This window comes from Treponema maltophilum ATCC 51939 (assembly GCF_000413055.1).
GTDB lineage: Bacteria > Spirochaetota > Spirochaetia > Treponematales > Treponemataceae > Treponema_C > Treponema_C maltophilum.
Window position 1 is genome coordinate 1,404,582 of sequence record NZ_KE332518.1, and the last position, 25,631, is coordinate 1,430,212.

General features: G+C 45.7%; 21 protein-coding genes. 12 read left to right on the forward strand and 9 right to left on the reverse strand.

What is annotated here, in order from left to right:
• Window positions 1-66: 66 nt before the first annotated feature.
• From HMPREF9194_RS06405 to larC, 6 genes are all read left to right on the forward strand, one after another.
• Window positions 67-2,190 (forward strand): NAD(+) synthase, encoded by a 2,124-nt coding sequence (locus HMPREF9194_RS06405; RefSeq protein WP_016525563.1) that lies wholly within the window; start codon window positions 67-69, stop codon window positions 2,188-2,190.
• On the forward strand, window positions 2,177-3,970 hold the full coding sequence (locus HMPREF9194_RS06410; protein WP_016525564.1) for a hypothetical protein: 1,794 nt from the start codon (window positions 2,177-2,179) through the stop codon (window positions 3,968-3,970). The genes HMPREF9194_RS06405 and HMPREF9194_RS06410 overlap by 14 nt, the downstream gene beginning before the upstream one ends.
• Before the next feature lie 38 nt (window positions 3,971-4,008).
• Complete coding sequence (locus HMPREF9194_RS06415; protein ID WP_016525565.1) at window positions 4,009-5,199, forward strand: iron-containing alcohol dehydrogenase; 1,191 nt, start codon at window positions 4,009-4,011, stop codon at window positions 5,197-5,199.
• Between the two features lie 23 nt (window positions 5,200-5,222).
• Window positions 5,223-5,978 (forward strand): ATP-dependent sacrificial sulfur transferase LarE, encoded by a 756-nt coding sequence (gene larE / locus HMPREF9194_RS06420; RefSeq protein WP_016525566.1) that lies wholly within the window; start codon window positions 5,223-5,225, stop codon window positions 5,976-5,978.
• A gap of 61 nt (window positions 5,979-6,039) precedes the next feature.
• Entirely contained in the window at window positions 6,040-6,795 is a 756-nt protein-coding gene (gene larB, locus HMPREF9194_RS06425) for a nickel pincer cofactor biosynthesis protein LarB (RefSeq protein ID WP_016525567.1), read from the forward strand.
• Complete coding sequence (gene larC, locus HMPREF9194_RS06430) at window positions 6,796-8,043, forward strand: nickel pincer cofactor biosynthesis protein LarC (protein ID WP_016525568.1); 1,248 nt, start codon at window positions 6,796-6,798, stop codon at window positions 8,041-8,043.
• Window positions 8,044-8,121: 78 nt separating this feature from the next.
• Here larC and HMPREF9194_RS06435 read toward each other — a convergent pair whose 3' ends face one another.
• Entirely contained in the window at window positions 8,122-9,030 is a 909-nt protein-coding gene (locus HMPREF9194_RS06435) for a tetratricopeptide repeat protein (RefSeq protein WP_016525569.1), read from the reverse strand.
• A 96-nt stretch (window positions 9,031-9,126) separates the two neighbouring features.
• Here HMPREF9194_RS06435 and serS point away from each other — a divergent pair, with 96 nt between their 5' ends.
• Window positions 9,127-10,431: a serine--tRNA ligase gene (serS, locus tag HMPREF9194_RS06440; RefSeq protein ID WP_040846723.1), complete on the forward strand. Its 1,305-nt coding sequence runs from the start codon at window positions 9,127-9,129 to the stop codon at window positions 10,429-10,431.
• Window positions 10,428-11,552, forward strand: a complete 1,125-nt coding sequence (locus HMPREF9194_RS06445) for an AI-2E family transporter (RefSeq protein WP_016525571.1) — start codon at window positions 10,428-10,430, stop codon at window positions 11,550-11,552. Before serS ends, HMPREF9194_RS06445 begins: the two co-directional genes overlap by 4 nt.
• A gap of 21 nt (window positions 11,553-11,573) precedes the next feature.
• Here HMPREF9194_RS06445 and HMPREF9194_RS06450 read toward each other — a convergent pair whose 3' ends face one another.
• Genes HMPREF9194_RS06450 through HMPREF9194_RS06460 form a run of 3 tightly spaced genes read right to left on the reverse strand, consistent with a single transcriptional unit; the run spans window position 11,574 to window position 15,234 of the window.
• Window positions 11,574-12,581, reverse strand: a complete 1,008-nt coding sequence (locus tag HMPREF9194_RS06450; RefSeq protein ID WP_016525572.1) for an ABC transporter permease — start codon at window positions 12,579-12,581, stop codon at window positions 11,574-11,576.
• A gap of 24 nt (window positions 12,582-12,605) precedes the next feature.
• Window positions 12,606-13,598 (reverse strand): ABC transporter permease, encoded by a 993-nt coding sequence (locus tag HMPREF9194_RS06455; protein WP_016525573.1) that lies wholly within the window; start codon window positions 13,596-13,598, stop codon window positions 12,606-12,608.
• Window position 13,599: 1 nt separating this feature from the next.
• Entirely contained in the window at window positions 13,600-15,234 is a 1,635-nt protein-coding gene (locus tag HMPREF9194_RS06460; RefSeq protein ID WP_156828004.1) for a sugar ABC transporter ATP-binding protein, read from the reverse strand.
• 108 nt (window positions 15,235-15,342) lie between these two features.
• Between HMPREF9194_RS06460 and HMPREF9194_RS06465 the strand changes: the two genes are divergently transcribed.
• The 3 genes from HMPREF9194_RS06465 to HMPREF9194_RS06475 all read left to right on the forward strand — a co-directional run bounded on the left by HMPREF9194_RS06465 (window position 15,343) and on the right by HMPREF9194_RS06475 (window position 18,815).
• Window positions 15,343-16,341: an autoinducer 2 ABC transporter substrate-binding protein gene (locus HMPREF9194_RS06465; protein ID WP_016525575.1), complete on the forward strand. Its 999-nt coding sequence runs from the start codon at window positions 15,343-15,345 to the stop codon at window positions 16,339-16,341.
• A gap of 20 nt (window positions 16,342-16,361) precedes the next feature.
• The gene (locus HMPREF9194_RS06470; protein ID WP_016525576.1) at window positions 16,362-17,210 is read left to right on the forward strand and encodes a sugar phosphate isomerase/epimerase family protein; all 849 of its coding nucleotides are present in this window, start codon (window positions 16,362-16,364) and stop codon (window positions 17,208-17,210) included.
• A gap of 78 nt (window positions 17,211-17,288) precedes the next feature.
• A complete protein-coding gene (locus tag HMPREF9194_RS06475) occupies window positions 17,289-18,815 on the forward strand; it encodes a xylulokinase (RefSeq protein ID WP_016525577.1) in 1,527 nt (508 codons plus the stop codon).
• Window positions 18,816-18,823: 8 nt separating this feature from the next.
• On the opposite strand, the gene HMPREF9194_RS06480 is transcribed toward HMPREF9194_RS06475, so the two are convergent.
• The 5 genes from HMPREF9194_RS06480 to HMPREF9194_RS06500 form a co-directional block, all read right to left on the reverse strand.
• Complete coding sequence (locus HMPREF9194_RS06480) at window positions 18,824-19,807, reverse strand: LacI family DNA-binding transcriptional regulator (RefSeq protein ID WP_016525578.1); 984 nt, start codon at window positions 19,805-19,807, stop codon at window positions 18,824-18,826.
• Between the two features lie 144 nt (window positions 19,808-19,951).
• Window positions 19,952-20,437 carry a hypothetical protein gene (locus tag HMPREF9194_RS06485; protein ID WP_016525579.1) on the reverse strand — a complete coding sequence of 162 codons (486 nt, stop codon included), beginning with the start codon at window positions 20,435-20,437 and terminating at the stop codon, window positions 19,952-19,954.
• 26 nt (window positions 20,438-20,463) lie between these two features.
• Window positions 20,464-21,663 carry a hypothetical protein gene (locus HMPREF9194_RS06490; protein ID WP_016525580.1) on the reverse strand — a complete coding sequence of 400 codons (1,200 nt, stop codon included), beginning with the start codon at window positions 21,661-21,663 and terminating at the stop codon, window positions 20,464-20,466.
• The gene (locus tag HMPREF9194_RS06495; RefSeq protein WP_016525581.1) at window positions 21,660-22,364 is read right to left on the reverse strand and encodes a hypothetical protein; all 705 of its coding nucleotides are present in this window, start codon (window positions 22,362-22,364) and stop codon (window positions 21,660-21,662) included. Before HMPREF9194_RS06495 ends, HMPREF9194_RS06490 begins: the two co-directional genes overlap by 4 nt.
• Before the next feature lie 17 nt (window positions 22,365-22,381).
• Window positions 22,382-23,350 carry a hypothetical protein gene (locus HMPREF9194_RS06500; RefSeq protein WP_016525582.1) on the reverse strand — a complete coding sequence of 323 codons (969 nt, stop codon included), beginning with the start codon at window positions 23,348-23,350 and terminating at the stop codon, window positions 22,382-22,384.
• A gap of 127 nt (window positions 23,351-23,477) precedes the next feature.
• On the opposite strand from HMPREF9194_RS06500, the gene HMPREF9194_RS06505 reads away from it, so the two are divergent.
• The gene (locus HMPREF9194_RS06505) at window positions 23,478-25,562 is read left to right on the forward strand and encodes an aconitate hydratase (protein ID WP_016525583.1); all 2,085 of its coding nucleotides are present in this window, start codon (window positions 23,478-23,480) and stop codon (window positions 25,560-25,562) included.
• Window positions 25,563-25,631: the final 69 nt, after the last annotated feature.

Sequence of the window (25,631 nt, forward strand, 5' to 3'; positions counted from 1 at the left end):
CGCCGACGCGGCCGCACGCTGATGCGGCACTTCACTATTTGCATTTTTTGAATTATACTGAAAGCCATGGATTACGGCTTTTTAAGAATTGCCTGCGCAAGTCCCGCAATCAAACTTGCCGACTGCGCGTCGAACGCCGATTCTCTCGCCCGTGCCGTTCAAAAAGGCGAAAAAGACGGCGCCGAATGTATGGTATTTCCCGAACTTTCTCTTACCGGCTGCACGTGCGCGAATCTTTTTTTGCAGGAAAGCCTTTTGCGCAAAGTTCCCGAAGCGCTTGCCTCTCTTGCCCGCAAAACCGAACATACGCGCGTTTTGTTTGCGGTCGGCGCACCGCTTTTATATAAAGGTTTTTTAACTAATTGCGCCGTTTTTATAAAAAGCGGGCGCATTTTGGCGGCGATTCCGAAAACCTTTACCGGCCTTACAAATGGCGGCATTCCGCAAGGCGGCGAAGCGCGTTATTTTCAAAGTGCGCTTTCGGTCGAACCGGGCGCCGTCATCGGAATAGGAAAGCAGAGTGCCGCGCGCAGCGGCGCGCTCTGCGGCGAGCCCCGCGACGTTCCTTTCGGCACGGATATTTTGATTAAAATGAACAAAGCGGTAAGGCGCTCCGACGGTTCGGATTTAACTGTATATATAGGCGCACAAATAGGCGCCGATGTATATGCGGTAAAGAATGCGGCGCAAACGCCCGCCCTGTCGCTCGTACGGGAAGGAGCCCATGTTGTTCTTAATCTTGCAGCCGAAGCCGAAGGAGCCGGCAAAGCCAAAAAACGCCGCTCATTCATCGCGGTGCAGTCCGAAAATCCGCCCTGCGCATATGCGTACGCAAACGCGGGTCGCGGCGAATCGACAACCGATTACGTATTTTCCGCCCACAATATAATCGCCGAAAACGGCTCGGTTTTAGCCGAATCCGATTTATACACCGACGGCTACATCGTTCGGGATATCGATATTGAAAGCATCGAAGCCGAAAGACGGCAAAAAACGGCAGCCGGTATTTTTTCGGCAAAAAGCTTCCGCATTATAGAAGCCGCCGAACAAAAAGTTTCCGGTACCGGCACATCTTCGCGTAAAACGGCGGCGGCAAAACCGCATCCGGTCACCTTGCTGCGCGCAATACCGAAAACACCCTTTGTTCCCGAAACGCAAAAAGCGTGCGAAAAGCGCTGCAAAGAGGTTGCGGCAATACAGGCACACGGCCTTGCGTCCCGCCTTGAACATACGGGTATAAAGAGTGCCGTTATAGGACTTTCGGGCGGCTTGGATTCGACCTTGGCGCTTTTAACCGCGATCGCATCTTTTAAAATTCTTTCGCTGCCGCTCACTTCGATAACGGCCGTATCGATGCCCGGCTTCGGCACAAGCGGCCGCACAAAAAACAACGCCGCCCTCCTCGCCTCCCTTACGGGCGTAACGTTCAAAGAAATCGATATACGCGAAGCGGTAAAAATTCATTTAAAAGACATAGACTGCGATGAAAACGTTCACGACACGGTATACGAAAACGCACAGGCGCGCGAACGCACGCAGATTCTCATGGACCTTGCAAATAAAAACAAAGCGCTCGTTATAGGAACGGGAGATCTTTCCGAAACCGCGCTCGGCTGGATGACCTACGGCGGCGACCATTTGTCGATGTATGCCGTAAACGTTTCGGTGCCGAAAACGCTTATACAGGCGCTTGTCCGGCACCATGCCGAGCCTGAAAACGCGACCTTTTTTTGCGCCGACAAAACAAGGGCGGCAGAACTTTCCGCCGCTTTACTCGACATTGTAAACACACCCGTAAGTCCGGAGCTGCTTCCGGCAAAAAACGGCGCCATAGCGCAAAAAACGGAAGAACTTTTGGGTCCCTACGAACTGCACGACTTTTTTTTGTATTATGCGGTGCGCCGCGCTTTCAGCCCCGCAAAAATTCTCTTTTTGGCGCAGCACGCTTTCGGCAAAAAATACGAACGGAGCAAAATACTCGACACGCTCATCATTTTTTACCGGCGGTTTTTCAGCCAGCAGTTTAAAAGATCGTGCATGAGCGACGGCGTATCGACCGGTTCCGTTTCGCTTTCACCGCGGGGAGCGTGGAACATGCCCAGCGACGCATCAAGCGCGCAATGGCTTTCGGAAGCGGAAAAGTTAAAAACGAAAAAACAAACGGAGCCGAATAAAAATGTACGAACTTAAACGAAAAATCGCCGGGGTTCTTTGCATATGTTTTTTCCCGGTTTTTATACACGCGCAAATTCGTTTTGAGGATTATGTTCAAAAAGTTAAAGAGGCCGCCTTTAACAACGAACCCTTTGCCGACAGTTTAAGCGGCTTGCAGTACATCGTTCCTTCCGGGCATTGGATATACCAAGCGCTTTATGCCTTGTCGCTTGAAGACGGAACAGTTCCCGCAGCAAATCAAAGTCCGCTCACTGCAGGCGAATTGGAACGGTATTTCCGCGACATCGACTATGACAATTTAAGTCCCTACGGCAAAAAACTCTATGAAAGCGCGCAAAAATGGTTTACAAGCGTGCGCATCCCCGAAAAAAAAATCCCGCTGAATCTTTCCGTATCCCCGTCGCTGAGCCTTGCCCTGTTTTACCGGAACCGCGATGCATCCGTATCCTATCCCGAATTCGATTACCGCGATATTCCTCCCCTATTAAACTTTCCGCTGTCTCTTACGGCGCAAAATTACGCGCATGCCGTATACGACTTGTCGATGTCTCAAAGAATGGACGCGGCAAATTCCGCGCACAGGTTTATAAATATTCCGCTCGATAAAAAACTGACCGGAGAAAGCGAAGACGATATGGACGGCACGGGATCGAAGTATTCATATCTCAGCTTAGGTTATCCGGCTGCCGAAGGAAGTTTTTGGAATTTCAAAATTGGCCGCGGCGGAATAAATATCGGCAAAACGCAAACGCCCAGCATTATTTTATCGGATTCTATGGAAACGGCGACTTATGCCCAATTCACCTTATTCGGGCCGAACATAAAATTCTCAACCAATATTATGCAGCTTGCGGTTTCCAAATATCTGTATTTTCACGCATTGGATTTCAGGCTTTTTAAACGGCTGAAAATCACCGCAATCGAAGGCGTTATGGTAAACGCGCCGCTTGAGCTCACGTATTTAAATCCGGTCGAATTTATTCACGGTTTGGAGCCGTGGGGCGCATACAAAGATTACAATAAAGATCTGGGCAATCACAACGATCTTCATGGAGGCGATTCGCGCGTCGGAAGTCTTTTCGCTCTGGCCGCGGAATTAAATCCGTGGAAATACGGCCGTCTATATGTGCTGTTTCAAATGAACGAATTTCAGCTTCCGGGTGAAAGAAAGTCGGTTCCGAATTCATTGGGCTTGCAAGGCGGCTTGGACGTACAAATTCCTTCTCAAAACGGATACTGGATCGCAAACCTCGAAGGCTTATGGACTTCTCCGTATATGTACCGGCTTAAAAATAAAAACTGGTCGTTTTGCATGAATCGGCGCGGGTTTTACGGAAGCGGGCAGTTTCAATGGACGGGAACGCCTTTCGGCCCGGACAGCATTATGGGGCAAATAACGGCCGGTTTTACGGTTCCTGCAAAATGGGAATGCAAGGGCTTTTACCGATTTTTGGTACAAGGTGAATTGCACAATGCAACGGCGGCAAGCGATTCCGGCTTTTGGAAAAAATTCCCGGGACGGGATCAGGACGGTAATCCGGATAACAATACGGAAAAAGCAATCGCGATGGCAAGTGTTAAAACGCCGAGCGGTATTCCGCAATACACGCACAGAATCGGCATTGAAGGCTTTTATACACCCGCAAATCTTCTTTTAAAATTCAAAGGATATACGGGGCTAAGCTGGATTATAAATCAAAACAATACATATAAACCTCAGCCGCAATTTGCATACGAAGCTGCCGTATCTTGCGAATGGTTTATACTCGGAGGAAGAAAAACGCTTTTGCAATAATTCTGCAAAAGTTTTTAAAAGTTTTTATAGGAGGAAGTATGAACAATTTTACGTATTGGACGCCGACAAAGGTTGTCTTCGGAAAGGGCGCCGAAAAAGAAACCGGCAAACTCATAAAAGAACAAAAAGCTTCAAAGGTTCTCGTACACTTCGGCGGACAAAGCGCCGAAAAATCGGGGCTTTTGGACAGAATCCGTACGTCGTTGGAAAGCGAAAACATAAGCTACGTTACGCTCGGCGGCGTTGTTCCCAACCCGCGCCTTTCGCTTGTGCGTAAAGGAATCGCTTTGTGCAAAAAAGAAGGCGTCGACTTTATTTTAGCCGTCGGCGGCGGCAGCGTTATCGATTCGGCAAAAGCGATAGGGTACGGCCTTGCAAACAACTGCGACGTATGGGATCTTTATTTGAAAAAGAGCGCACCGAAAGGCTGCGTGCCGGTCGGTGCCGTTCTTACGATAGCCGCTGCGGGAAGCGAAATGAGTGATTCGTCGGTAATCACAACCGAAGACGGTTGGCTTAAGCGCGGCTGCAATTCGGACTATGCACGCTGCCGTTTTGCCGTTATGAATCCGGAATTGACGGCGAGCCTCAATCACTGGCAAACCATGAGCGGCTGTACCGACATCGTTATGCATACGCTTGAGCGCTATTTTTACTCTTCCGACACGGCGGAACCGGCAAGCCTTCTTACCGACAATATTGCCGAAGGTTTGATAAAAGCCGTTATAAAAAGTTCGCACGTTTTAAAAAAAGAGCCTCAAAATTACGAAGCGCGCGCTCAGGTAATGTGGGCAGGCAGTCTTTCTCACAACGGGCTTACCGGCTGCGGCAACAATACGGGCGATTGGGCGACGCACCAAATCGAGCACGAATTGAGCGGCATGTTCGACGTTACGCACGGTGCGGGTCTTGCCGCCGTATGGGCAAGTTGGGCGCGTTACGTATATAAAGAAAATCCCGCGCGGTTTGCAAAGCTTGCCGAAAACGTATTCGGCATTAAGACCGCTTCGGCGGAACAGGGTGCGCTCGACGGCATAAAAGCGATGGAAGATTTTTTCCGTTCGATCGATATGCCCGTTTCGCTTAAAGAACTGAAGGTCAACGCAAGCGAAGAACAAATCGATACGATGGCTTTAAAATGTTCGTTTAACAAAACGCGCACGGTCGGCACTTTTAAAAAGCTCGGCTATGACGACCTTAAGCTCATTTATCAGGCGGCCGCAAAATAAAGCGGGATATAAATACCGCAACGGTGCAAAAGGCCGAAGCCTTAAAAGATTTTTTTAAAACGCATCCGAAAGCGGCAATCGCTTTTTCGGGCGGAACCGATTCGGCGTATCTTTTGGCCGCAGCCATGCGCTCGGGTGCGGATGTTCGCCCTTATTACATAAAAACGGCGTTTCAACCGCAATTCGAATTGGAAGACGCGCTGCGCTTGACAAAGGAACTCGGCGTTAAGCCTGAAATTATCGCCGCCGACATATTAAACGAAGCGGACGTTACCTTAAACCGTGCCGACCGCTGTTACCGCTGCAAGCGTTTTTTGTTTTCACTTTTAAAGGAACGGGCGGTTAAAGACGGGTACCATCTTATTTTAGACGGAACAAACGCGTCCGACGATGCGGACGACAGACCGGGTATGAAAGCGTTGCGCGAACTGAACATACAATCGCCCCTTCGTCTGTGCGGCATAACGAAGGACGAAGTGCGGCTTTTGTCGAAGCGGGAAGGCCTTTTTACGTGGAATAAAAGTGCTTACGCATGCTTGGCAACCAGAGTGCCCTGCGGAACAATTATAAAAGCCGAAACGCTCGCTCTTGTAGAGCGGGCCGAAACGGAACTTGCAAAACTCGGGTTCAGCGATTTCCGCATACGAATCAGAGGAGATGCGGCCCTGCTCCAAGTGTCCGAAGCGCAAATGGAAAAAGTCCTGCAAAAAAAAGAGGACATACGCGCTCTTTTGGCAAACGGCTTTCCATCGGTAATGCTTGACTTAAAGGCGCGCTGAAAACGGCGCACTGAAAGCAATCGGCATGCTGAACGCGCGGCAAAAGGCGGCGGGAGATTTTATGGACAAATACGACATTCTTGCAATTTTGGAACAGGTAAAAAGCGGCGGTCTTTCCGTACAGGAAGCTTTTTTATTGCTGAAAAAAAAACCTTTTGAAGATTTGGGCTTTGCAAAGCCCGACTTTCACCGGACAATCAGGCAGGGAAATACCGAAGTCATATACGGCGAAGGGAAAACGCCGGAACAAATCGCGGCGATCGCTTCTTCTCTGCTGAAAAACGGCGAAAAAACAGTCCTTATAACCCGCATCGATCGGGCAGCTGCCGAGGAAATTTCGCTCAAGCACAGCCTGCACTATGATCCCGTCAGCAGACTCGGCATTATCGGAGAGCTTCCTCCTCCGAGCGGTACGGGGAAAATCCTTGTAGCGGCCGCCGGAACCAGCGATATACCCGTTGCCGAAGAAGCGGCGCAAACGGCGGAAGCATTCGGCTGCAAAACGGTGCGCCTTTACGACGTGGGCGTATCGGGACTTCACCGCCTACTTTCATATTCGGATGAAATAATGAGCGCACGCGTTATCATCGCCGCGGCGGGCATGGAAGGCGCACTCGCAAGCGTTATCGCCGGCCTTGCCGATTGTCCCGTTATCGCTCTTCCGACAAGCGTCGGCTACGGCGCGTCGTTGGGCGGCATTGCGGCGCTTTTATCGATGCTCAACTCGTGTGCAAGCGGGGTAAGCGTTGTAAACATCGACAACGGCTTCGGCGCTGGCTACCTTGCGGCCATGATAAACCGAATAAACGAGGCATAAATGAAAACGCTTTATTTTGAATGTGCTATGGGCGCTTCGGGCGACATGCTGGCCGGAGCCCTTTCGGAACTGATTCCGAATCAAAAAGAATTTATCGAAAACATAAATGCCGCAGGTCTTCCGGATGAAACCCGCATCTCGGTACAAGAGTGCGAAAAATGCGGTATCTACGGGACCCGCCTCGTCGTTACAGTCGGCGGACTCGAAGAACACGAACACCGCGAACACTTGCACTGGGGGCAGTCGGGGCATGAACATTCGCACGACGGCTGCCGAGAAATACCGCACGCACATTCCACTCCGGCACATGTAGGCGCACGGATTGATCGCTTAAAAATAAATAATAAGGTTAAAGCCGACATAAAAGCGGTATATAAGATACTTGCCGAAACCGAAAGTTTTGTACATAAAACGGATATCGAGCATATTCATTTTCACGAAGTGGGAACGGCTGACGCTTTGGCCGACATAACATCGGTATGCATGCTCATCGACATGCTGTCGCCTGAAAGAATTCTGTGCTCGCCGATAAATACGGGAAGCGGCCGTGTACATTGCGCACACGGAATACTGCCGGTTCCGGCTCCGGCATGCGCGCGTATTTTGCGGAACATTCCCGTGTATTCGAACGGTATTCAAAGCGAACTGTGCACGCCGACGGGAGCCGCCCTTCTCGCCCATTTTGCTTCGGATTTCGTTGCCATGCCGCCTATGACGTATTCCGCAATCGGGTACGGTATGGGCAAAAAAAACTTCGAACAGGCAAACTGCTTACGCGCCTTTTGGGGAGAAAGTACGGAAGGGGCGGCACATATCGAACAAATAATCGAGCTTTCCTGTAATATAGACGATATGACGGGCGAAGCCCTTGCCTTTGCCGCGGAAATCTTATTTGAAAACGGCGCTTTGGACGTATTTACAACCCCTATCGGTATGAAAAAGTCGCGGCCTGCCGTAATGCTCAGCTGCCTTTGCCTGCCTGCCGACAGTTCCCGCATAACGGACCTCATATTCCGCCACACCGGTACGCTCGGTGTACGCGAAAAAACCTGCCTGCGCCGTAAACTTCCGCGAAGCGAACATACGATAGAAACTCCCTACGGCAGCGTGCGCATAAAAACCGCTCAAAGCGAGGGCATAAAAAAAAGCAAAATCGAATACGAGGATGCCGCCCGCATTGCGCGCAGTCAAAACATTCCCCTTGCCGACGTGTATAGAAACATAGAAAAAACAATCGGTTTTCAATAAAAATGTATAAAATGCACAAAATCAGCGTTTTTTAACTTATCGGGAACCTCTAAAAAATAACCGAGTTTCAGAGGTGTCCTATTTTTTATCCAATGCGTCAAGTCGTTTTCGGGCGAATTCCTGCACACGCGTATCCGGATTTTTAAGCATTTTCTTATAATATTTTTTTGCATTTTTTGTATCGCCGTGTTCGGCATACCATTTTCCGATATTTCCCAACACAATTACATCGGCCGGATCGATTTTTTCGGCATCCAAAAAAGCCTGCAAGGCTTTTTTATCCTCTCCCGTTTGCATATAGGCGGCACCTAAAAAATTATATGCATATATACTCTTCGGGTACGCTTTGATTTGCGCCGAACAAACCTTTATTTCAGCTTCCTTTGCCTTAGCGTCTTTTGCTTTCAATAAAGTTGCATGATAGTCGTTTATACTGTCAAGCATAATATTTTCGGCGTCATCGCCCATCGGCTCATTATTCGACCAAAGCCATTTGTGATTGATTTTTTTTGCAACGCGGAATACCTCAATTATTTTTTCGGCCATACGCTCGTATTCGTTTATTTGACCTAAAATCGATATTTGACCGAAGTGCATATCCAGACGTGCGGGAGCGATTGCCAGTCCCTTATTCAAATACTTTAAAGCCGTTTCGGTATTTGTCTTATCGTATGAAGTTTGACCGCCGATATAGCCGACCGTTTCTCCGGTATCAGGATTGCCGAACGGTATTACAGGTCCCGACTCCGGAGGAACCGTATCGAGTGTCAAGCCGGAACTGCGCCCTTTTAAAAGGTAATAATTAAAATACGCGATAAACATTTCCGGATTATCCGGTTCCGCTTTTTCCCATTCAGGGAGTAAAACCTCAAGTTTTTTAATATTTTCGCTTTTAATATATTTTTCGTAATCCGATTTAAAATCGGCAAACAGAGATACCGAACACAAAACGGTAACAAATAAGAACAAAATGATTTTCTTTATCATAGGAAGATTATACCATATGAAAACCGTATAATGCAAGATTTTTTTACGTTATGCGAGCCCTTGCATAAAAACCGGCATACTATTAAAATACGCCATATGCTTGATTACCGTTTTATAAAAGAAAATCTTGAAGCCGTCAAGAAAAATATCGCGCAGCGCCATATGGACGCATCCGCGGACGCGGTTGTCGCCCTGTATGACAAACGCACGGCACTCGTAACGGCCGTTCAAAAGCTGCAGGCAAAACGCAACGAAATCGCCAATGCGATGAAGGCAAAACTTAGCGACGAAGAACGCCGAAAGTTTATCGAAGAAGGCAAAACCGTAAAAGATACGATTTCTTCGACCGAAGCGGAGCTTGAGAAAACAGAACAAGAGCTTGAAGCCGAAGCGCGAAAGATTCCCAACATGGCGCATCCGGACGCTCCGGTCGGTTCGGTCGATTCGGACAATTTGCAGGTAAAAGTATGCGGAACGCCGCGCACTTTCGATTTTGAACCGAAAGACCATGTCCAACTCGGACAGGAACTCGACTTAATCGACTTTGATAAAGCGACGAAGGTTTCCGGCAGCAAATTTTATTATTTGAAAAACGAAGCGGTATTTTTGGAACAAGCGCTCGTAATGTACGCGCTGAATATTTTGCGCAAACACGGCTTTACGCCCTTTATTACGCCCGACGTCGCCCGTGAAGATATTCTTTCGGGTATCGGCTTTAATCCGCGCGGTAACGAATCGAACGTATACAATTTGGAAGGCGAAAATGCCTGCTTAATCGCAACCGCCGAAATAACGCTCGGCGGTTATCATTCCGACGAAATATTGAGTAAAGACAAATTGCCGCTTTTTTATTGCGGACTTTCGCACTGTTTCAGACGCGAAGCCGGAGCTGCCGGTCAATTTTCAAAAGGTTTGTACCGCGTGCACCAATTTACAAAACTCGAAATGTTCGTTTACTGCCTTCCCGACCAATCGGATGCGCTGCACGAAAAGCTGCGCCTTATCGAAGAAGAGATTTTCGAAGGCTTGGGGATTCCCTTCCGCGTCGTCGATACCTGTACCGGCGATTTGGGCGCTCCGGCGTACCGCAAATGGGATTTGGAAGCGTGGATGCCCGGCCGCAACGGCGGCGAATGGGGAGAGGTAACGTCTACTTCGAACTGCACCGATTATCAGGCGCGCAGGCTGAATGTCCGCTACAAAGACGATGACGGCAAAAACAAATATGTACACATGCTTAACGGCACCGCTGTCGCTGTTTCGCGCGCACTTGTCGCAATCTTCGAAAACTATCAAAACAAGGACGGCTCGATTACGGTTCCTTCCGCGCTGGTTCCCTTGTGCGGTTTCGACACGATAAAAAAAACGGCAGTAGCCGCCTACGGTGAGCCGAAGATATGAAAAAACTGGTTAATTTTGCCCGGCCGATTTTTCTCCTGCTCCTTGTGCTGACGGTCATCGTGCTGGCGGCGGTACTTAAAGTAACGGGAACCTTTCTCGTCCCCGTTACGATCGCAATGTTTGTTTCCCTCGTTTTTGAGCCGCTGATTGTTACGCTGAACACAAAATTCAAAATCCCGTGGATTGCCGGTATCTTTATCGTATTGACGCTCGTCATCGTTTCGGTATGGATTATCGCATCGCTTTTGCTGACCAGCATACGCACTATCATCGATTTGTACCCGCGCTACGAAGAACGCTTTACCGTCATTTATAAAGCGATTGCGGGCCTTTTTGCACTGCCGTACAACGCGGAAAGCACGCTGTTTCAAAATCTGTGGGGACAACTGAGCATACGGCAAACGCTCCGAAACTTCGCGTTTTCCCTTTCCAATTCGCTTATCGTCTTTTTTAAAGACTTATTGCTCGTACTTTTGTTTGCCGTATTCTTTTTGCTCGATTTGCGTTACCTGCGTCAAAAGCTCGATTTTGCGTTCGGCGACGACAGCAAAGGAAAGGCGGCGATCATCATCACCGACATCATTCAGCAAGTAACCCGCTATATGTCCGTTAAGTTTTTTATTTCGCTTTTAACCGGTGTGCTGATTTTTTTGGGAACCTTTGCAGTCGGCATGGGTTTTCCGATCCTGTGGGGTTTTCTTGCATTCATATTGAATTTTATACCGAATTTCGGTTCCATATTATCCGGCGTATTGACGTCGGTATTCGCCCTTGTACAATTTTGGCCCAAACCCGCCCCTGTCGTTTTTGTGGCGATCCTTATGTGTGCGGTCAATTTTATTTTGGGCAACATCATAGAACCGCGCGTCCAGGGGCGGCACTTGGGACTGTCGCCTTTTATCATCATCGTATCGTTGTCGTTTTGGGGTTGGCTGTGGGGTTTTACGGGATTGATATTGGCCGTCCCGATGATGGTGATTCTTAAAATCATCTGCGAAAACGTATCCATCCTGCACCCTGCGGCCGTGCTGATGGGCAATTACACCTACACGCACGAATTGCAAAAAGAACAGGAAGCGCAGCCGCAATCTGCCGAAAGCATAACCGAAAATGAAAAATAAGGAAACACCGATAAAAGGGGCTTAGCATTTATTTCTCAGATAAAAGTGCTGTTTTAGAATCGGATATATCGTAATAACAACCATAACCGTAATCAAAACAACTCCATAAATAACATTTCTAATATAATTTGAAAAACCTAAAATATTAAATCCGCTTGCAATACATTGCAAGGTTAATGTAGATAAAATAACATTCATAACTTTACCTTGCCCGCCAGAAGGATGCACGCCACCCATTATTGCAACTAAAATAGTTAGAAGCTGATACGAGTTACCGTATCCGACTTTAATTGAATTAAACCTCGACATCATAATAAGCCCCGAAAAGCCGGCCAAGAGGCCGGTCAAGCAATATGTTTTGACCAGAATAAAATTATTATTTACACCGGAATATTCCGCAGCCAAGGGATTCTCCCCGAGGTGATATATCCGAAAACCGAGCCGTGAATGATCCATTATAATTTTTATAATAGCACCGACAAAAATAAAAATGAAAAATGAAATAGGAATCGATAAAAATGTCTCATTTGCTAACGCGGCAACTATGGGAGGATAATTTCGCAAAGACTGTCCTCCCGTAATGACAGTTGAAATACCGTCAAAGATCTTCATTGTACCCAACGTTGCTAAAATTGCCGGTAAACGCATATATGAAACCAAAATACCGTTTAAAGCACCCATTAAAAATCCTGCAATAAGGCAAGTAACAAACAATATAATCAATATAACAATATTGCTGTAATTATCGGGAAATACTTTGATATAATTATACATCAGTAAACTTGCAAAAATAGCCGATAAATTCGCATTTGCAATAATCGATAAATCGATTCCCCCCGTAATAATTGCCAACATCATCCCCAATGCAAGAATTCCGAATTCGGGAACTTGAAAAGCCATTGATTGTAAATTATATTTGCTTAAAAAGCTGTACGGAGAAAGGATACTTAAAATAGTAAAAACAGCTATAAACAACAATAAATATAAAAACGTATCCGTTTTGAATCTTTCTAAAATTCGATTATGCATAATTGTTTCCTCATAATTGTAGCTTTATTTTTTGAAAAGATATCGAATCATTGGTATAGAAATACTTATTAGCAAAATACTTCCTACAATTAAAGAATCCCATGTTGAAGGCACACCGAGTTGAATAAGACTTGTTTTAACCATAAAGAGTAGTATCACCCCCAGAAAAGTACCAATGACAGAACCTTTTCCGCCATTTAAAGCAGCGCCTCCCAACACAACGGCAGCAATGACATCCATTGTCGTACTTTGAATATTAAAAGGATTGACATATGAAATCAGTGAAGTATTCAATATGGAAGAAATCCCTGCTAAAAAACCGGCAAATAAATACACGAAAAATTGAGTTTTCCATATTGAAATACCGGCACGCTGCGCGGATTCCTTTGCACTCCCCATTGCATAAATATTCCTGCCTAGTCCCGTATAGCGCAGCAGTATTGAAAAAATGATTAATAAAATAATTGCGATAATTGCCAAATTCGAGAGTCCCCACGATTTATCAGTATTGCTCGCAAAACTTATAAGTCTGCCTGCACCGAATTCGGTAAAGAATTCCGGAACTTTGGAAATATGGGCGGTAGGAGCATGCTCCAACAGTAAGCCATAAAAGATATTTGAAGTTGCAAGTGTAACAATAAGTGTAGGAAGTTTAAATAACGAAATAAAAATAGAATTTATAATTCCTAAAACGGCACCGACGATTCCTGCAATAAAAAATGCAATTACAATATTTCCTTGTGCATAGGTATTCAAAATATATACTGATACATATGCCGCAACTGCTGCAATAGATGTAAAAGAAACGTCTATTCCGCCTGAAATCATCACAATTAAAACGCCGATTGCCATAACCATATAAGTACTTGAACTCTTTAAAATATCCAAAAGCGATTCAAAATTGAAAGAGCCCGGACTGCATATGGCAATTATCAAACTAAAAAGAATAAGTACTGCAAATAGAAATAATTCGTGGGTAAACCGGACTTTTTGTATAGCATGTAATCGTAATGTCACGTTAAACTTCCTCCCGATTATAACGAGCCAGCGTCGTTTTTAAAATTTTCTCATTTACATTTATTCGCCTATCATCAAAAATAATTTTTCCTTCATGCATTACAAGAATTCGAGAAGCATTTTGTAAGACTTCTCCAATCTCATCAGTGACCATAATAACGCCTATAGCCTTTTCTTTTACTGCTTGCCTGATAATCTGGTGAATTTCAGCTTTCGCTCCGATATCTATTCCGATAGTAGGGCCATCCAATATAAGTATTTTCGAATTATTGGACATCCATTTTGCAAGAACAATCCGTTGCTGATTGCCCCCTGACAGTGATGAAGCAGGATTATTTTGATTCGGTGTTTTAATTTTAAGCATCTCAACCCAATACGACGAATTGCTATCAAGCTTGTTTGCGGACAGCAAGCCGACTTTATTAATGTGTTTATCTAAAGTTGTTATATTGATATTATTTTTTATCGACTTGGTATTAAATAAACCTTCGCTGAGTCTGTTTTCAGGGACAAGCCCTATTCCCAATTTTATAGCATCGTTTACGTTTGAAATCCTTACCGGGTTTCCCTCAATAAAGATTTCGCCGGAATCAGGCTGCTGTAATCCGAAAATAGTTGAAACCAATTCAGTTCGCCCTGATCCGACCAATCCGATAATTCCGAGTATTTCACCTTTATATAATTTTAAATTAATATCAAAAAATTGCCTCTCTTTTGAAAAATGCTTTACTTCAAGAAGCTTTACGGAATCAGAATCAAACTCTGCATTATATGTATCATATGCAATTTGTTTTCCTGTCATCAAACTGGCAAGCACATACTCATTGTATTCTGTAACATCATCAATAGTCTTAATAATATGACCATCACGCATTATTGTTATGCGATCAGCTATACTTAAGACTTCATCCAATTTATGTCCGATAAAAATAACTGCAATCCCTCTTACTTTTAATTTTTGAATAATAGTTATTAAATGGTCAATATCTTTTTTCCCTAAACTTGCGGTCGGCTCATCCATAATAAGTAATCTGACATTATTGGTTATAGCTCTGCAAATTGCAATAAGCTGTCGCTGTGCTATGGATAAATCAGAAACATTCATATTTATATCAACATCAAGCGAAACCTCTTGGAGAGCAGCTCTTGCCGTCTTTTCAGCATTTTTCCAATTGATAAAGAAGGAACGGTTTTCAATACGGTCATTGATATTTATATTTTCGGTTACAGTTAAGTTCGGAAATAATGATAAATCCTGATAGATAACTTGTATGCCTTTTCGCATAGAAATAGTAGAATTATAATTGTGCATAGGCTTTCCGTCTATTTCCAAACAACCGCTCTTTGTAGGATCAGGAGGAATAACTCCCGCAATGATTTTCATCAGCGTTGATTTTCCGCAGCCGTTTTCCCCAATGATACAGTGAATCTCACCGTGTTTTATCTCCAGATTAATATTATCTAATGCATTAACAGCATTATAAGTCTTTGATATATTCTTTATGCTGAGAAAGACCGAAGCCACAATATTCCTCCCGCACTTATAAAATTCATATGATTTTATAATAAGACCGTTTTTTATCTCTGTCAAGAAAATTATGATAAAATTTTCTTTTTCTGAAAAAAATATTTTCATTTTCTGAAAAAAATATGAATATAAAAACTTGACAACTGTAAATTTGTATGTTTTAATTAAATATAAGCGGATTTTTTCAAAAAACAAAACCGCTAAAAGGAGTCAACTATGATGAAAAAAGTAATGTTTGTTTTATTGTTATCATTTTTAACAATCGGCATCTTTGCTGCCGGCGCAAAAGATTCAAAAGGCAACAAGCCTTTAGAGGTTGCCGTTGTAGTCAAACTGGAACATCCTTGGTTTGATGATATGAAAATCGGTATCAATGAAGCTGCAAAAGAGTTCGGTGTAAATGCTACGATGCTTGCTCCGGCAGAAGCCGATGCCGCACAACAGGTTGCTCTCATTGAATCATGCATAGCAAAAGGCGTCGATGCGATTGCCGTAATTCCCAATGATCCGGCCGCATTGGAGCCGGTTTTAAAGAAAGCCCAGTCTGCAGGAATTATCACACTCGCACATGAAGCCCCTACGGCACAAAACGTTTCTTTTGATATTGAGGCATTTGATAACGCGGTTATGGGACGTCGCTTTATCGATAATATCGTTAAATATTATGGCGATTCAGGAAATTATGTATTTTTTGTCGGAAATTTAACTGCGGAAACTCATATGGTCAGATTTAAAGCGGCTACCGAATATCAAAAAGCAAAATATCCGAAATTAAATTTACTGACGCCCGTTCCTATCGTTGACGAGGAAAATACACAAATTGCATATGAAAAGTCATTGGAACTGCTGGCAACCTATGGGAACAAAATTAATGCAATAGTAAGTTGTGCTTCAGCTTCACCAGTAGGGGTTGCAAAAGCACTAAAAGAAAAAGGCTATGCCGGTAAGATCCTGAACATAGGATCTTCCGTTCCCTCAATGGTAAAACCGTATGTTGAAGACGGAACCTGCACGGTAATTTCATTATGGCGACCTGCCGATGCCGGATATGTTTTAGTTTGGATGGCAAAAGAAATTGCAGAAGGCCGTACCATTACTAACGGTCAAACCATTCCGAAATTCGGAAAGGTAACCGTCAACAAAAAATTAGTAGTCGGTGGCGATGCAGGATGTGTTGACTGGTCAAAAGAAACTATGGGTAAATTCTTTTTTTAATCACTTTGAGGAGGCAAAATATGGACTTAGGAATACATGCATATGCATGGTGTTCTGAGTGGTCAAATGATACGCTTAATATTTTAGATAAAGCGAAAGAGCAGGATTTAGACTTCTTGGAAATTCCTTTAATGTGCTTGGATAAATTCGATGCCAGGGCAGTACTAAAACGCAAAAAGGAGGTTGGGATTGATGTCGTTACCTCCAATGTTATTTTAGATGCGGAATTTGATATTACGAGCACTGAAGTTTCACACCGCAAAAAAGGTGTTGAATATTTGAAAAAATGTGTTGACGCTACAGCTGCGGTTGAATCGGATTGTTTTTCCGGTGTTATATATTCCCAATATTTAAAACCGGCAAAACGACCGCCGACAAACGACGAATGGCAATATTCAGCAGATTGCTTAAGGGAAGTCGCAGAGTATGCTAAAAAATGCAATATAAATATAGGTTTTGAACCGGTAACGCGGTATGAATCTTATTTACTGAATACTTGTGAGCAAGCGTTAAAACTAATCGACATGATAGGATTGGATAATGTAAAAGTCCATCTCGATACATATCATATGAATGTTGAAGAAAAAGATTTTTATCATGCAACAAAAGCAGCAAAGGGAAAACTGATACATTATCATTTATGTGAATGTGATAGAGGTATTCCCGGTACAGGGCATGTCGATTGGGACGGTGTCTTTCGGGCATTAAAGGAAATAAACTATAACGGCAGAGTCGGAATGGAAGGTTTTTCCGATATTACGGATAACATGTCAACATGGGTATGGAGAAAACTTGCTCCAAACGGAGATGTTTTCCTTACAGAAGGTATACGTTTTATTCGTAATATGATAAAAAAATATAATTTATAATACTGATTTTAATTATAATACCAGGTTTAAGCTTCCTTGCAATAGAAAAAATGTGCAAGGAAGCCTTAGGAGTGAGACATGAAACGGTATTTATTGGCGCACGATTTGGGAACGAGCGGGAATAAAGCGGTTCTCTTTGACACGCAAACGCTGTCGATTGTCGGAGATTGCACCGAAGTTTATCAAACCTACTATCCGCAAGACGGTTTTGCCGAACATAATCCCGAACAGTGGTGGCAAGCCGTATGCATGGCAACAAAAAAACTGTTGACCGGCACCGGAATTTCCGCAAACGATATAGCGGCCGTTTCTTTTTCCGCAATTATGAATACCTGCCTTCCCGTGGACAAAAACGGCAAGCCCTTGTGCAATGCCGTCATATGGGCCGATCAGCGCGGGGCGGAACAGCTGAATAAACTGTATTCGGCCGCCGATGAAAACACTTTTTATACGACAACAGGGCACCGCATAAACGGCACCTACAGCATTGCAAAAATGCTGTGGCTTCAAGAACATAAACCGGAAATCTTCGGCGCCGCGTATAAATTCCTTCAAGTGAAAGATTACGTCATCCGTAAAATGACGGGAAACTTTATGTCCGACTACAGCGACGCATCGCATGTGGGCTGTTTGAACCGAAACACCAAAAAGTATTGGAGCAAGCTGCTGGAAGCTCTGCACATTCCCGAAGAAAAATTACCGGAACTGAAAAAATCGACCGATGCTGCCGGAACACTGATTTCTTCCGCAGCCGAAGAATGCGGCTTGATTGCCGGTATTCCGGTCATAGTCGGCGGCGGTGACGGTTGCTGCGCGACGGCCGGCGCGGGTGTATATAAAACGGGAAGCGCATACAATGCGCTCGGAACTTCTTCATGGAACGGTACCTTAAGCAAAACTCCCCTCGCCGATCCGGATAAAACCTGTTTTTCGCTTATACATCTTGACGGGGAGCAATACCTTTCGCTCGGAACAATGCAAAGCGCGGGGCATTCGATTGAATGGCTTATGACAAATCTTTTTCCCGATTTTCAAACAAATAAAACCTCTTGCTTTGCATATGTAAACGATGAAATACGCAAACAACTGGAAAGCGGCAACGCGTCGCAGCTCATATATCTTCCCTATCTTTTAGGAGAACGCAGCCCGTGGTGGAATTCAAATGCACGCGGCGCCTTCGTGGGCTTGAATGCTTCGACGGGAAAAATCGACATGCTCCGCTCATGTATGGAAGGCGTTGCGTTTAATTTAAAAATCATTTTGAATTCGCTTGAAAAAAGTTTAGGGCCGCTTTCGATGCGCGTAATCGGCGGCGGCGCTAAAAATAAAACGTGGCTGAAAATTCTTGCTTCCGTTTGGGGAAGGGAAATAGGCATTCCCAAACACCTTTCGCAGGCAACATCGCTGGGGGCAATCCTATGCGCCGGTATCGGATCGGGCATTTTTAATGATTTTTCCGTCATTGAAAAAATCAACCCGATTGAAAGCGCAATTCCGCCCGACGAAAAACTTGCACACGCCTACGAAAGCCGGTACGATATTTTTATCAAAACCTATAAGGCGCTGGTTCCCGTATACGAGGCACTGCGGCAAAGCGGCGGATAAACGATTCGTTAATGTAAAACTTTACAGGTATTCCGTATGACAAGACCGGCATCAAGAACCGATCTAACGGGTTGTTGCGTTTGGCGTGTGATTTTATTTGAAAGCGCAATCATTGCGTTCCTTCCCATCTCTTCAAACGGCTGACGAACCGTTGTCAGATTGAGTACAAGCGACATAGGAATATCATCATAACCTATTAATGATACATCATTCGGAACGGACAGTCCGTTATCGTTTAAGGCCTTATATGCGCCGAACGCCATTAAATCATTTGAAGCGCAAATTGCGGTAAAATCAAAAACTCCTTTTTGAAGCATATCGTAAATTATCATATAAGCATCATCCATAAGATAGTTGGCAAATTTTTTGACAATACCTTTATCGGAGATTTTATGCTCTTTTTGCGCTTTGTAAAAACCGCTCATCCTCTGCTGTTCCACCGGCAGAGATTCTATTCCGCCCAAATATAAAATTTTTTCATGTCCCAAATCCATAATATATTTTCCGGATTGATACATTCCTTCAACGCTATTAGACGTTACCAAATTGGCATTCGGAATATCGGGATCCCTATCCAAAAACACAAAGGGAATTTCACCTTTTGCCAGTATATCTTGAATAAGGGACTTTTTTGCATAATCACCGATATAGATAATACCTTCAACTCCGCATTTAAGCATATCTTCAAGAATCTCAACTTCCGTTTCGTAAGAATTTTCAGTATTGGATATTAAAATATTATACCCTTGCATTTTTGAAATACTTTTCATACCTTTAAAAAGCAAGGGGAAAAAAAGATTTGAGATATCGGGGAAAATAAATGCAATCAATTTATTGCTATTTTTATTATTTTCAGCAGAATTCAATACGGTCAAAACTTTGTCGCGTGTTGTTGATTTGACATACGAAGAATCGGAAAGAACACGTGAAACTGTTGAAATTGAAACGTCGGCGAGTTGAGAAATTTCTTTTAGAGTCAATTTTGTACTCATTTTAACTCCTATTTTTTTCTCATTTAGAATAACAAATATGATGCTTTTTTGCAAGAAAAAAGAATTACCTTGGCAATATTTTTCTCATATTTTTCAAAAAATAGCTATAACTACAGGAATTCTTATTTTTTCTTTATAATACCTTTATATTCCAGACGCCGGCTCAAATACCCCGAGTTTTTCGAGTACCGCGGCGGCTTTGTTTTGCGTTCTGAAATAAAAGCTGAGAGATTCTCCTGCCGATAATTCGGCGTCAACGGCGATGAGGTATTTTTCACGGGACGTGCCGAACAGCGTTTTCTTTTCGACGCTGCGTATATTAAAATTTGTAAACGTGTTGAACGACAGGGTTTGTTCGGCCGGCGGTTTGCGGTTTGAGGCGGCACGAAAAAGTCCCAAAAGCGGGGATTCGGTAGGATGGGCGTAAAAATGCAAACTTTTTTTGCACAAAACAAGCAAGCCCCATAAACCGATTTCTTTTTGTACGGGTTTGAGTTCCAAAGCGGCGAATACATCGTTGTCGGCTTCGAGGCATACCATTTCAACCGACAATACTTCATCGCCGAAGCGTTCGCCCATTTCGGTAAAAAATTCGCGGCGCAGCTGCGCGTCCGATTGTCTTTCTTTCATGCCGGAAGTATAGCAGATTCGCCCGCTTATTTATAGAGGACTCCGTAGTATTTTTCATACAAAAAACGCCGGTCTTCTTCCTGAATGCGCGAAAAGGAACAGAAAGCGCACAAAGCCCCTTCGCCGTTTTTATACAGCTTGGAAACAAAAAAAGTTGCATCAAGCACGCGGCACACGGGACCTATAAAAATCCGTATGCGTATGCGGTATTCGCCGCCTTCGCTTAGGGGAAAGGGCATCCCCCTGCTTTCCGCCGCACCGGGAAAGCCCGCTCCGACAAAACTCGAACCCGTTCCGTGCGAAAAACCGGAACCGCCCAAAATAAGCGATGAATGATTCAGGCTTAAAATCGAAAGCGGCTGCAGCCGGTGCCAGATCGCACCGCCGTCTTTATGCGGCATAGCTAAAAATCGGCAAACGGGAAGCAAGAGTAATTTTTCTTCTATATCGACGGGGCTGATCGTCGGTTTGTAGGATTTAAAAGCAAGTACCGTATGAACGCTGTGCCGGTCGCCGGGTGCAAGCGGAATATACACATCGTAGGGAAGAGCCGACACTTCGGCTTCGATGCGGGACTTTTCGTCCTCCGCTATATCGTCGGCCGTAACGGAAACGGGAAACGGGAAAAAATTTCTTAAAGGAATTTTTTTACCGGGCAGGTACAAAATTCTTTTTGTTCGGTCTACCACGGCACGGCACAGGGGCGGGAGTTCAACGCTCCTCAACGAAGAAACCGTTTCAAAGAAGCCCTGCGACCGGAGCGCTTCTTTTTTTGAAAAACACAGCCATTGCCGATTGTTGAAAGGTTCGAAACCGTCTGCGAGGCGGCACCGGGCTTGCGCGCTTGTAAAGCCGGGAATGTATATCGACGCGCTTATATCTTTTAAATAAACCGGCGGGACATCGTCCGATTTTAAAATCGTTTGCGGAACGATAAGCGCAAAACCGTTTTTTACGCGTTTAAGCTCCCCGAAAAAACGCACCCCCCTGCCCTTATAAAAAAAACGGACATCGATGCGCGCGGCTTCAAAAAAAAATTCGGGTACTGCGGCAAAGGGGAAAAACAGCAGGCGGTTCGATACGGCCGCATATTGCGCGCTTGAAAGAGTGAGCGGCTCTCCGTCCGTGTGCGCTCCGGATACTGTATGCAGCTCAAGCGGCGGTTTTTCCGAAAATAAAAAATCCGCAACGACGTCGCGCGCAATTCCCGTAAGCGGTGCATTCATTTTTCCGCTTTCCCGAAAAACAGCTGTTCGACCTTATATTCTCCGGAACCGTCCTCGGCAATATACACATATGCGTCGAAAAAGCCGCGCGCGCCGAAAAAACGGACGGAAACTTCGTATACCGAACCGCCGCTCTTTTGCGCATAGCCGACTATCCACGAATCGGCTTCGGGCAGAGATTGCAATTCGTATTCGGCAACCGTCTTTAAAAAACCCAAGCCCGAAGCAAAAAAAGCTTCATCCAGCTTTTTTGATTTGCAGCCTTCCAACACTCGGTTCAAAAGAGGCCGGGCAGCACGCGGCAGCACGCTCGAATCCAATACGGTAAATCCTTCCAAAAACGGATAGACGGGTTTTTCGAGCGCCAAAAGAGAAGCAAAAATGCTTTCGGCGTTTTGAGAACTTCCCGAAGGCAAGCGGACCTCCGCCGCCGTGTAAGTATCCGCCGACGCATGAACGCCCGAAGCCGTTTGATCTTGCGTGCCGGCCGCATGCTCCGCTTCGGTTTGCGGCGTATGGGCATCGTTTAACGTCCACTGAACGGAGGCTGCCGACTCGGAAACGGAAGCGCGCAGCGTTTTTTCCGCAGGAAAATCCTGCGCGGCGCCCGTACTTTGAGAACAGCTTGCAGCCGAAAAGGCCGCACAGGCAATCAGCGCAAAAGAGAAAAAACAATGACTTTGTTTTTTTCCGGCGTTCATTGCGTACCGCTTTTCCGTTATTTTTTCAGCATGCGCAAAAGGTGTAAGGATTCGCCGTTGACGGCTTCCAGATTTTCGGGCGTCATATCGCCGGGAACGTTGACGCAATATGCGAGAATATCGTTCCATACGGCTTGCGCACCTTCGATATCTTCGCGAGAAATACGGTAATTGTATTCCATGAGCATTGCCATTATTTTAAGCGCGGGACTGCTTTCATCATCGATTATCGGCGCACACAAATCGTGAGCCTTTACGTCATTATTCAAATCTTCATCTTTGAGCAGCGACTGCGCATATAAAATTTTATCGAATCCTGCCAGCGTTCCGGCATCGACTTTTGCATTTTCCGCGGCGCGTATATCGTTTATGTTGGTTAAAAGCTTATTGTTGTATGCGGCAATGACGGTTGCGTTTGTATCGAGATTGATAAACTCGCCGGAACCGCGCATTATTTCATTGCCCGATTTTACGGCATTGGAATATATAACGATAACCTTCTCGTTTTTTACCGTCGCTCCCGGGCCCGGAGTAAAAACACCGACGCGGATAACAAGATTCGCAGCGTCGCCCTTCCCTTCGCTGAAAAATCGGCCGAGCCGCACTTCGCGCACAATGCCGTCTTCCGCGTTTTTGGGCAACTCATCGAACAAATACGACATAAACTTATACTTTTGTTCGTTCGTCAGTTCGGCGTGTAATTGCAATGCGTCGAACACATCCCCTATTATACGGATTTTCGACCAGCTGCCGAATTCGAAATAAACGGGAGCATCCGTGTTTTCGGTTACCGACATAACATCGTTTTTTTCGAGTTTTTCAGGGTTTTCGTCCGCCCCTCGCACGATGAAGTCGGGTCTTTTTGTCAGCTGTGCCGCATCCGAAGAAGGCGTACCGGAAGCCGAGCCGGCATTTTTTGTCGTCGAACAGGCGCACAGAGCGCTCAAAGCAAACAGCACGCCGATAAAGCGCAATAGTTTTTTCATTTTAGAGTTCCTTTATTTTAAAGTTCCTTTCTTAATATGCAGTATAGCACCGTGCGGACGAAGGTACAAGCCGTCATAGACTTTTTTCATATAAAGCGCTACAATTCGGTCCTACGGAGGGAACTTAATGGCGCTTACCTTAACCGAAAAAATCATACGGCGGCATATTGTGCGCGATGCGGGAGCGGACATCGATCTTACCGCCGATACACCGATACCGAGCGGCTCGCATATTGCAATAAAAATCGATCAAACGCTTACGCAGGACGCGACCGGCACGATGACGTATTTGCAGTTCGAAACCATCGGCGTTCCGCGGGTAAAAACGGAATTGTCCGTTTCGTATGTCGACCATAATACGCTGCAAACCGATTTTAAAAACATGGACGATCACCGCTATCTGCAAAGCGTCGCCGCAAAATACGGTTTGTGGTTTTCCCGCGCGGGAAACGGTATATGCCATCAAGTGCATTTGGAAAAATTCGGCGCTCCCGGCAAAACGCTTTTGGGTTCCGACTCCCACACGCCGACCGGAGGCGGTTTGGGCATGCTTGCCATCGGCGCCGGCGGTTTGGACGTGGCGGTTGCAATGGCGGGCGGAGCCTTTCATCTTGCGATGCCGAAAGTTATCGGCGTACATCTTACCGGCAGACTGCGGCCGGGCGTAAGCGCTAAAGATATTATTTTGGAAGTACTGCGGCACGAAACCGTAAAAGGCGGAGTCGGCGCCGTATACGAATATTTCGGCGAAGGAGCCGCATCGCTGAGCGTTCCCCAGCGCGCCACCGTTACGAATATGGGAGCCGAACTCGGAGCGACTTCAAGTCTTTTTGAATCGGACGAATCGACAAAACAATACCTTCGCCTGATGGGACGCGAAAAAAGCTGGGTTCCCCTTTCCGCCGACAAGGGCGCCGAATATTACAAGGTACTTGACATAAACCTCGACACGCTTTCTCCCCTTGCATCGTGCCCTCATTCGCCCGACGCGGTAAAGCCGATTGCCGATTTGGAAGGCATGAAAGTGCAACAAGTCGTCATCGGTTCATGCACCAATTCTTCGCTGGACGATTTGGCGGCCGTTGCGGCCATTGTAAAAGGCAAACGGATTGCACCCGATATTGAAGCCGGCATTGCGCCGGGAAGCCGTGCAACGCTTTTAATGGCCGCTAAAGCGGGCATTTTAAGCGATTTGATAGACGCGGGATTCCGCATTTTGGAAAGCGCATGCGGTCCCTGTTTGGGGCAAGGTTTTGCCCCGTCTTCGGGAGGAGTCAGCGTGCGCACCTTTAACCGGAATTTTAAAGGCAGAAGCGGTACCGCCGATGCGCTCATATATCTTGTTTCGCCGGAAACGGCTGCCGTAACCGCGATCAACGGCTGCATAACGAATCCCGTATCCGGTGCCGGAAAACGGACAAGTCTTTTACGCGGCGAAAATACCGCCGGCAAAGACGGCGCCGCCGGAACAAACGCTGCGGCGGCTGCAGAAAATCCGTACGCGCTTTCCGAAAAAGATATCATACAAACGGCATCGGACGAAAAAATGTTTATAGCGCCGCTTCCGCTTGAAAAAGCGCAGCGCGTCGAAATCGTGCGCGGGCCGAACATTAAAAGCTGCCCCGCCTCTCCTCCGTGCGAAGACACGCTTGTTTTGCCGCTCGTTCTTAAAGCGCCGGACAACGTTTCCACCGACGACATTTTACCTGCCGGAGCGAAAATGCTGCCTTTGCGTTCGAACATTCCCGAAATCGCAAAATTTACGCTTGAGCGCATAGATCCCGCTTTTTACGCCGAAGCAAAATCGATTTTGGACAGCGGCAGGCAGGGCTGCCTTATTGCGGGCGGCGAAAATTACGGACAAGGTTCCTCGCGCGAACACGCGGCTTTGGCTCCGATGTATTTGGGCGTGCGGGTCATTTTGGCAAAATCTTTTGCGCGCATTCACCGCGCCAATCTCATAAATTACGGTATACTGCCGCTCGTATTTGCCGATCCCGCCGATTACGATGCCCTTACAAAAGGCGATGTATTAACCATTACCGGCATAGAAGCGGCTTTGGCAAACGGTTCCGATTTTGTGATACGGTGCGCGGATAAAGCCGGAAACAACAAATTCTCCTTTACATCCCCCAACGATTTTGACGAACGATCGAGGAAAATCCTTGCAAAAGGCGGGCTCGGTTCATATACGAAAAGCGGCGGACAATAAACGCACCCGGCACATAAACATGCACGCAAAAAAGTAAAAAGAATGATATGCATATTAATGATATTGCAT

What these genes read in the sequence shown, in the direction of transcription:
- HMPREF9194_RS06405 (WP_016525563.1), top strand. Translation starts at nt 67, where the DNA reads ATGGATTACGGCTTTTTAAGAATTGCCTGCGCAAGTCCCGCAATCAAA.
- HMPREF9194_RS06410 (WP_016525564.1), top strand. Translation starts at nt 2,177, where the DNA reads ATGTACGAACTTAAACGAAAAATCGCCGGGGTTCTTTGCATATGTTTT.
- HMPREF9194_RS06415 (WP_016525565.1), top strand. Translation starts at nt 4,009, where the DNA reads ATGAACAATTTTACGTATTGGACGCCGACAAAGGTTGTCTTCGGAAAG.
- larB (WP_016525567.1), top strand. Translation starts at nt 6,040, where the DNA reads ATGGACAAATACGACATTCTTGCAATTTTGGAACAGGTAAAAAGCGGC.
- larC (WP_016525568.1), top strand. Translation starts at nt 6,796, where the DNA reads ATGAAAACGCTTTATTTTGAATGTGCTATGGGCGCTTCGGGCGACATG.
- HMPREF9194_RS06435 (WP_016525569.1), bottom strand. Translation starts at nt 9,030, where the DNA reads ATGATAAAGAAAATCATTTTGTTCTTATTTGTTACCGTTTTGTGTTCG.
- serS (WP_040846723.1), top strand. Translation starts at nt 9,127, where the DNA reads ATGCTTGATTACCGTTTTATAAAAGAAAATCTTGAAGCCGTCAAGAAA.
- HMPREF9194_RS06445 (WP_016525571.1), top strand. Translation starts at nt 10,428, where the DNA reads ATGAAAAAACTGGTTAATTTTGCCCGGCCGATTTTTCTCCTGCTCCTT.
- HMPREF9194_RS06450 (WP_016525572.1), bottom strand. Translation starts at nt 12,581, where the DNA reads ATGCATAATCGAATTTTAGAAAGATTCAAAACGGATACGTTTTTATAT.
- HMPREF9194_RS06460 (WP_156828004.1), bottom strand. Translation starts at nt 15,234, where the DNA reads ATGAAAATATTTTTTTCAGAAAAAGAAAATTTTATCATAATTTTCTTG.
- HMPREF9194_RS06465 (WP_016525575.1), top strand. Translation starts at nt 15,343, where the DNA reads ATGATGAAAAAAGTAATGTTTGTTTTATTGTTATCATTTTTAACAATC.
- HMPREF9194_RS06470 (WP_016525576.1), top strand. Translation starts at nt 16,362, where the DNA reads ATGGACTTAGGAATACATGCATATGCATGGTGTTCTGAGTGGTCAAAT.
- HMPREF9194_RS06475 (WP_016525577.1), top strand. Translation starts at nt 17,289, where the DNA reads ATGAAACGGTATTTATTGGCGCACGATTTGGGAACGAGCGGGAATAAA.
- HMPREF9194_RS06480 (WP_016525578.1), bottom strand. Translation starts at nt 19,807, where the DNA reads ATGAGTACAAAATTGACTCTAAAAGAAATTTCTCAACTCGCCGACGTT.
- HMPREF9194_RS06485 (WP_016525579.1), bottom strand. Translation starts at nt 20,437, where the DNA reads ATGAAAGAAAGACAATCGGACGCGCAGCTGCGCCGCGAATTTTTTACC.
- HMPREF9194_RS06490 (WP_016525580.1), bottom strand. Translation starts at nt 21,663, where the DNA reads ATGAATGCACCGCTTACGGGAATTGCGCGCGACGTCGTTGCGGATTTT.
- HMPREF9194_RS06495 (WP_016525581.1), bottom strand. Translation starts at nt 22,364, where the DNA reads ATGAACGCCGGAAAAAAACAAAGTCATTGTTTTTTCTCTTTTGCGCTG.
- HMPREF9194_RS06500 (WP_016525582.1), bottom strand. Translation starts at nt 23,350, where the DNA reads ATGAAAAAACTATTGCGCTTTATCGGCGTGCTGTTTGCTTTGAGCGCT.
- HMPREF9194_RS06505 (WP_016525583.1), top strand. Translation starts at nt 23,478, where the DNA reads ATGGCGCTTACCTTAACCGAAAAAATCATACGGCGGCATATTGTGCGC.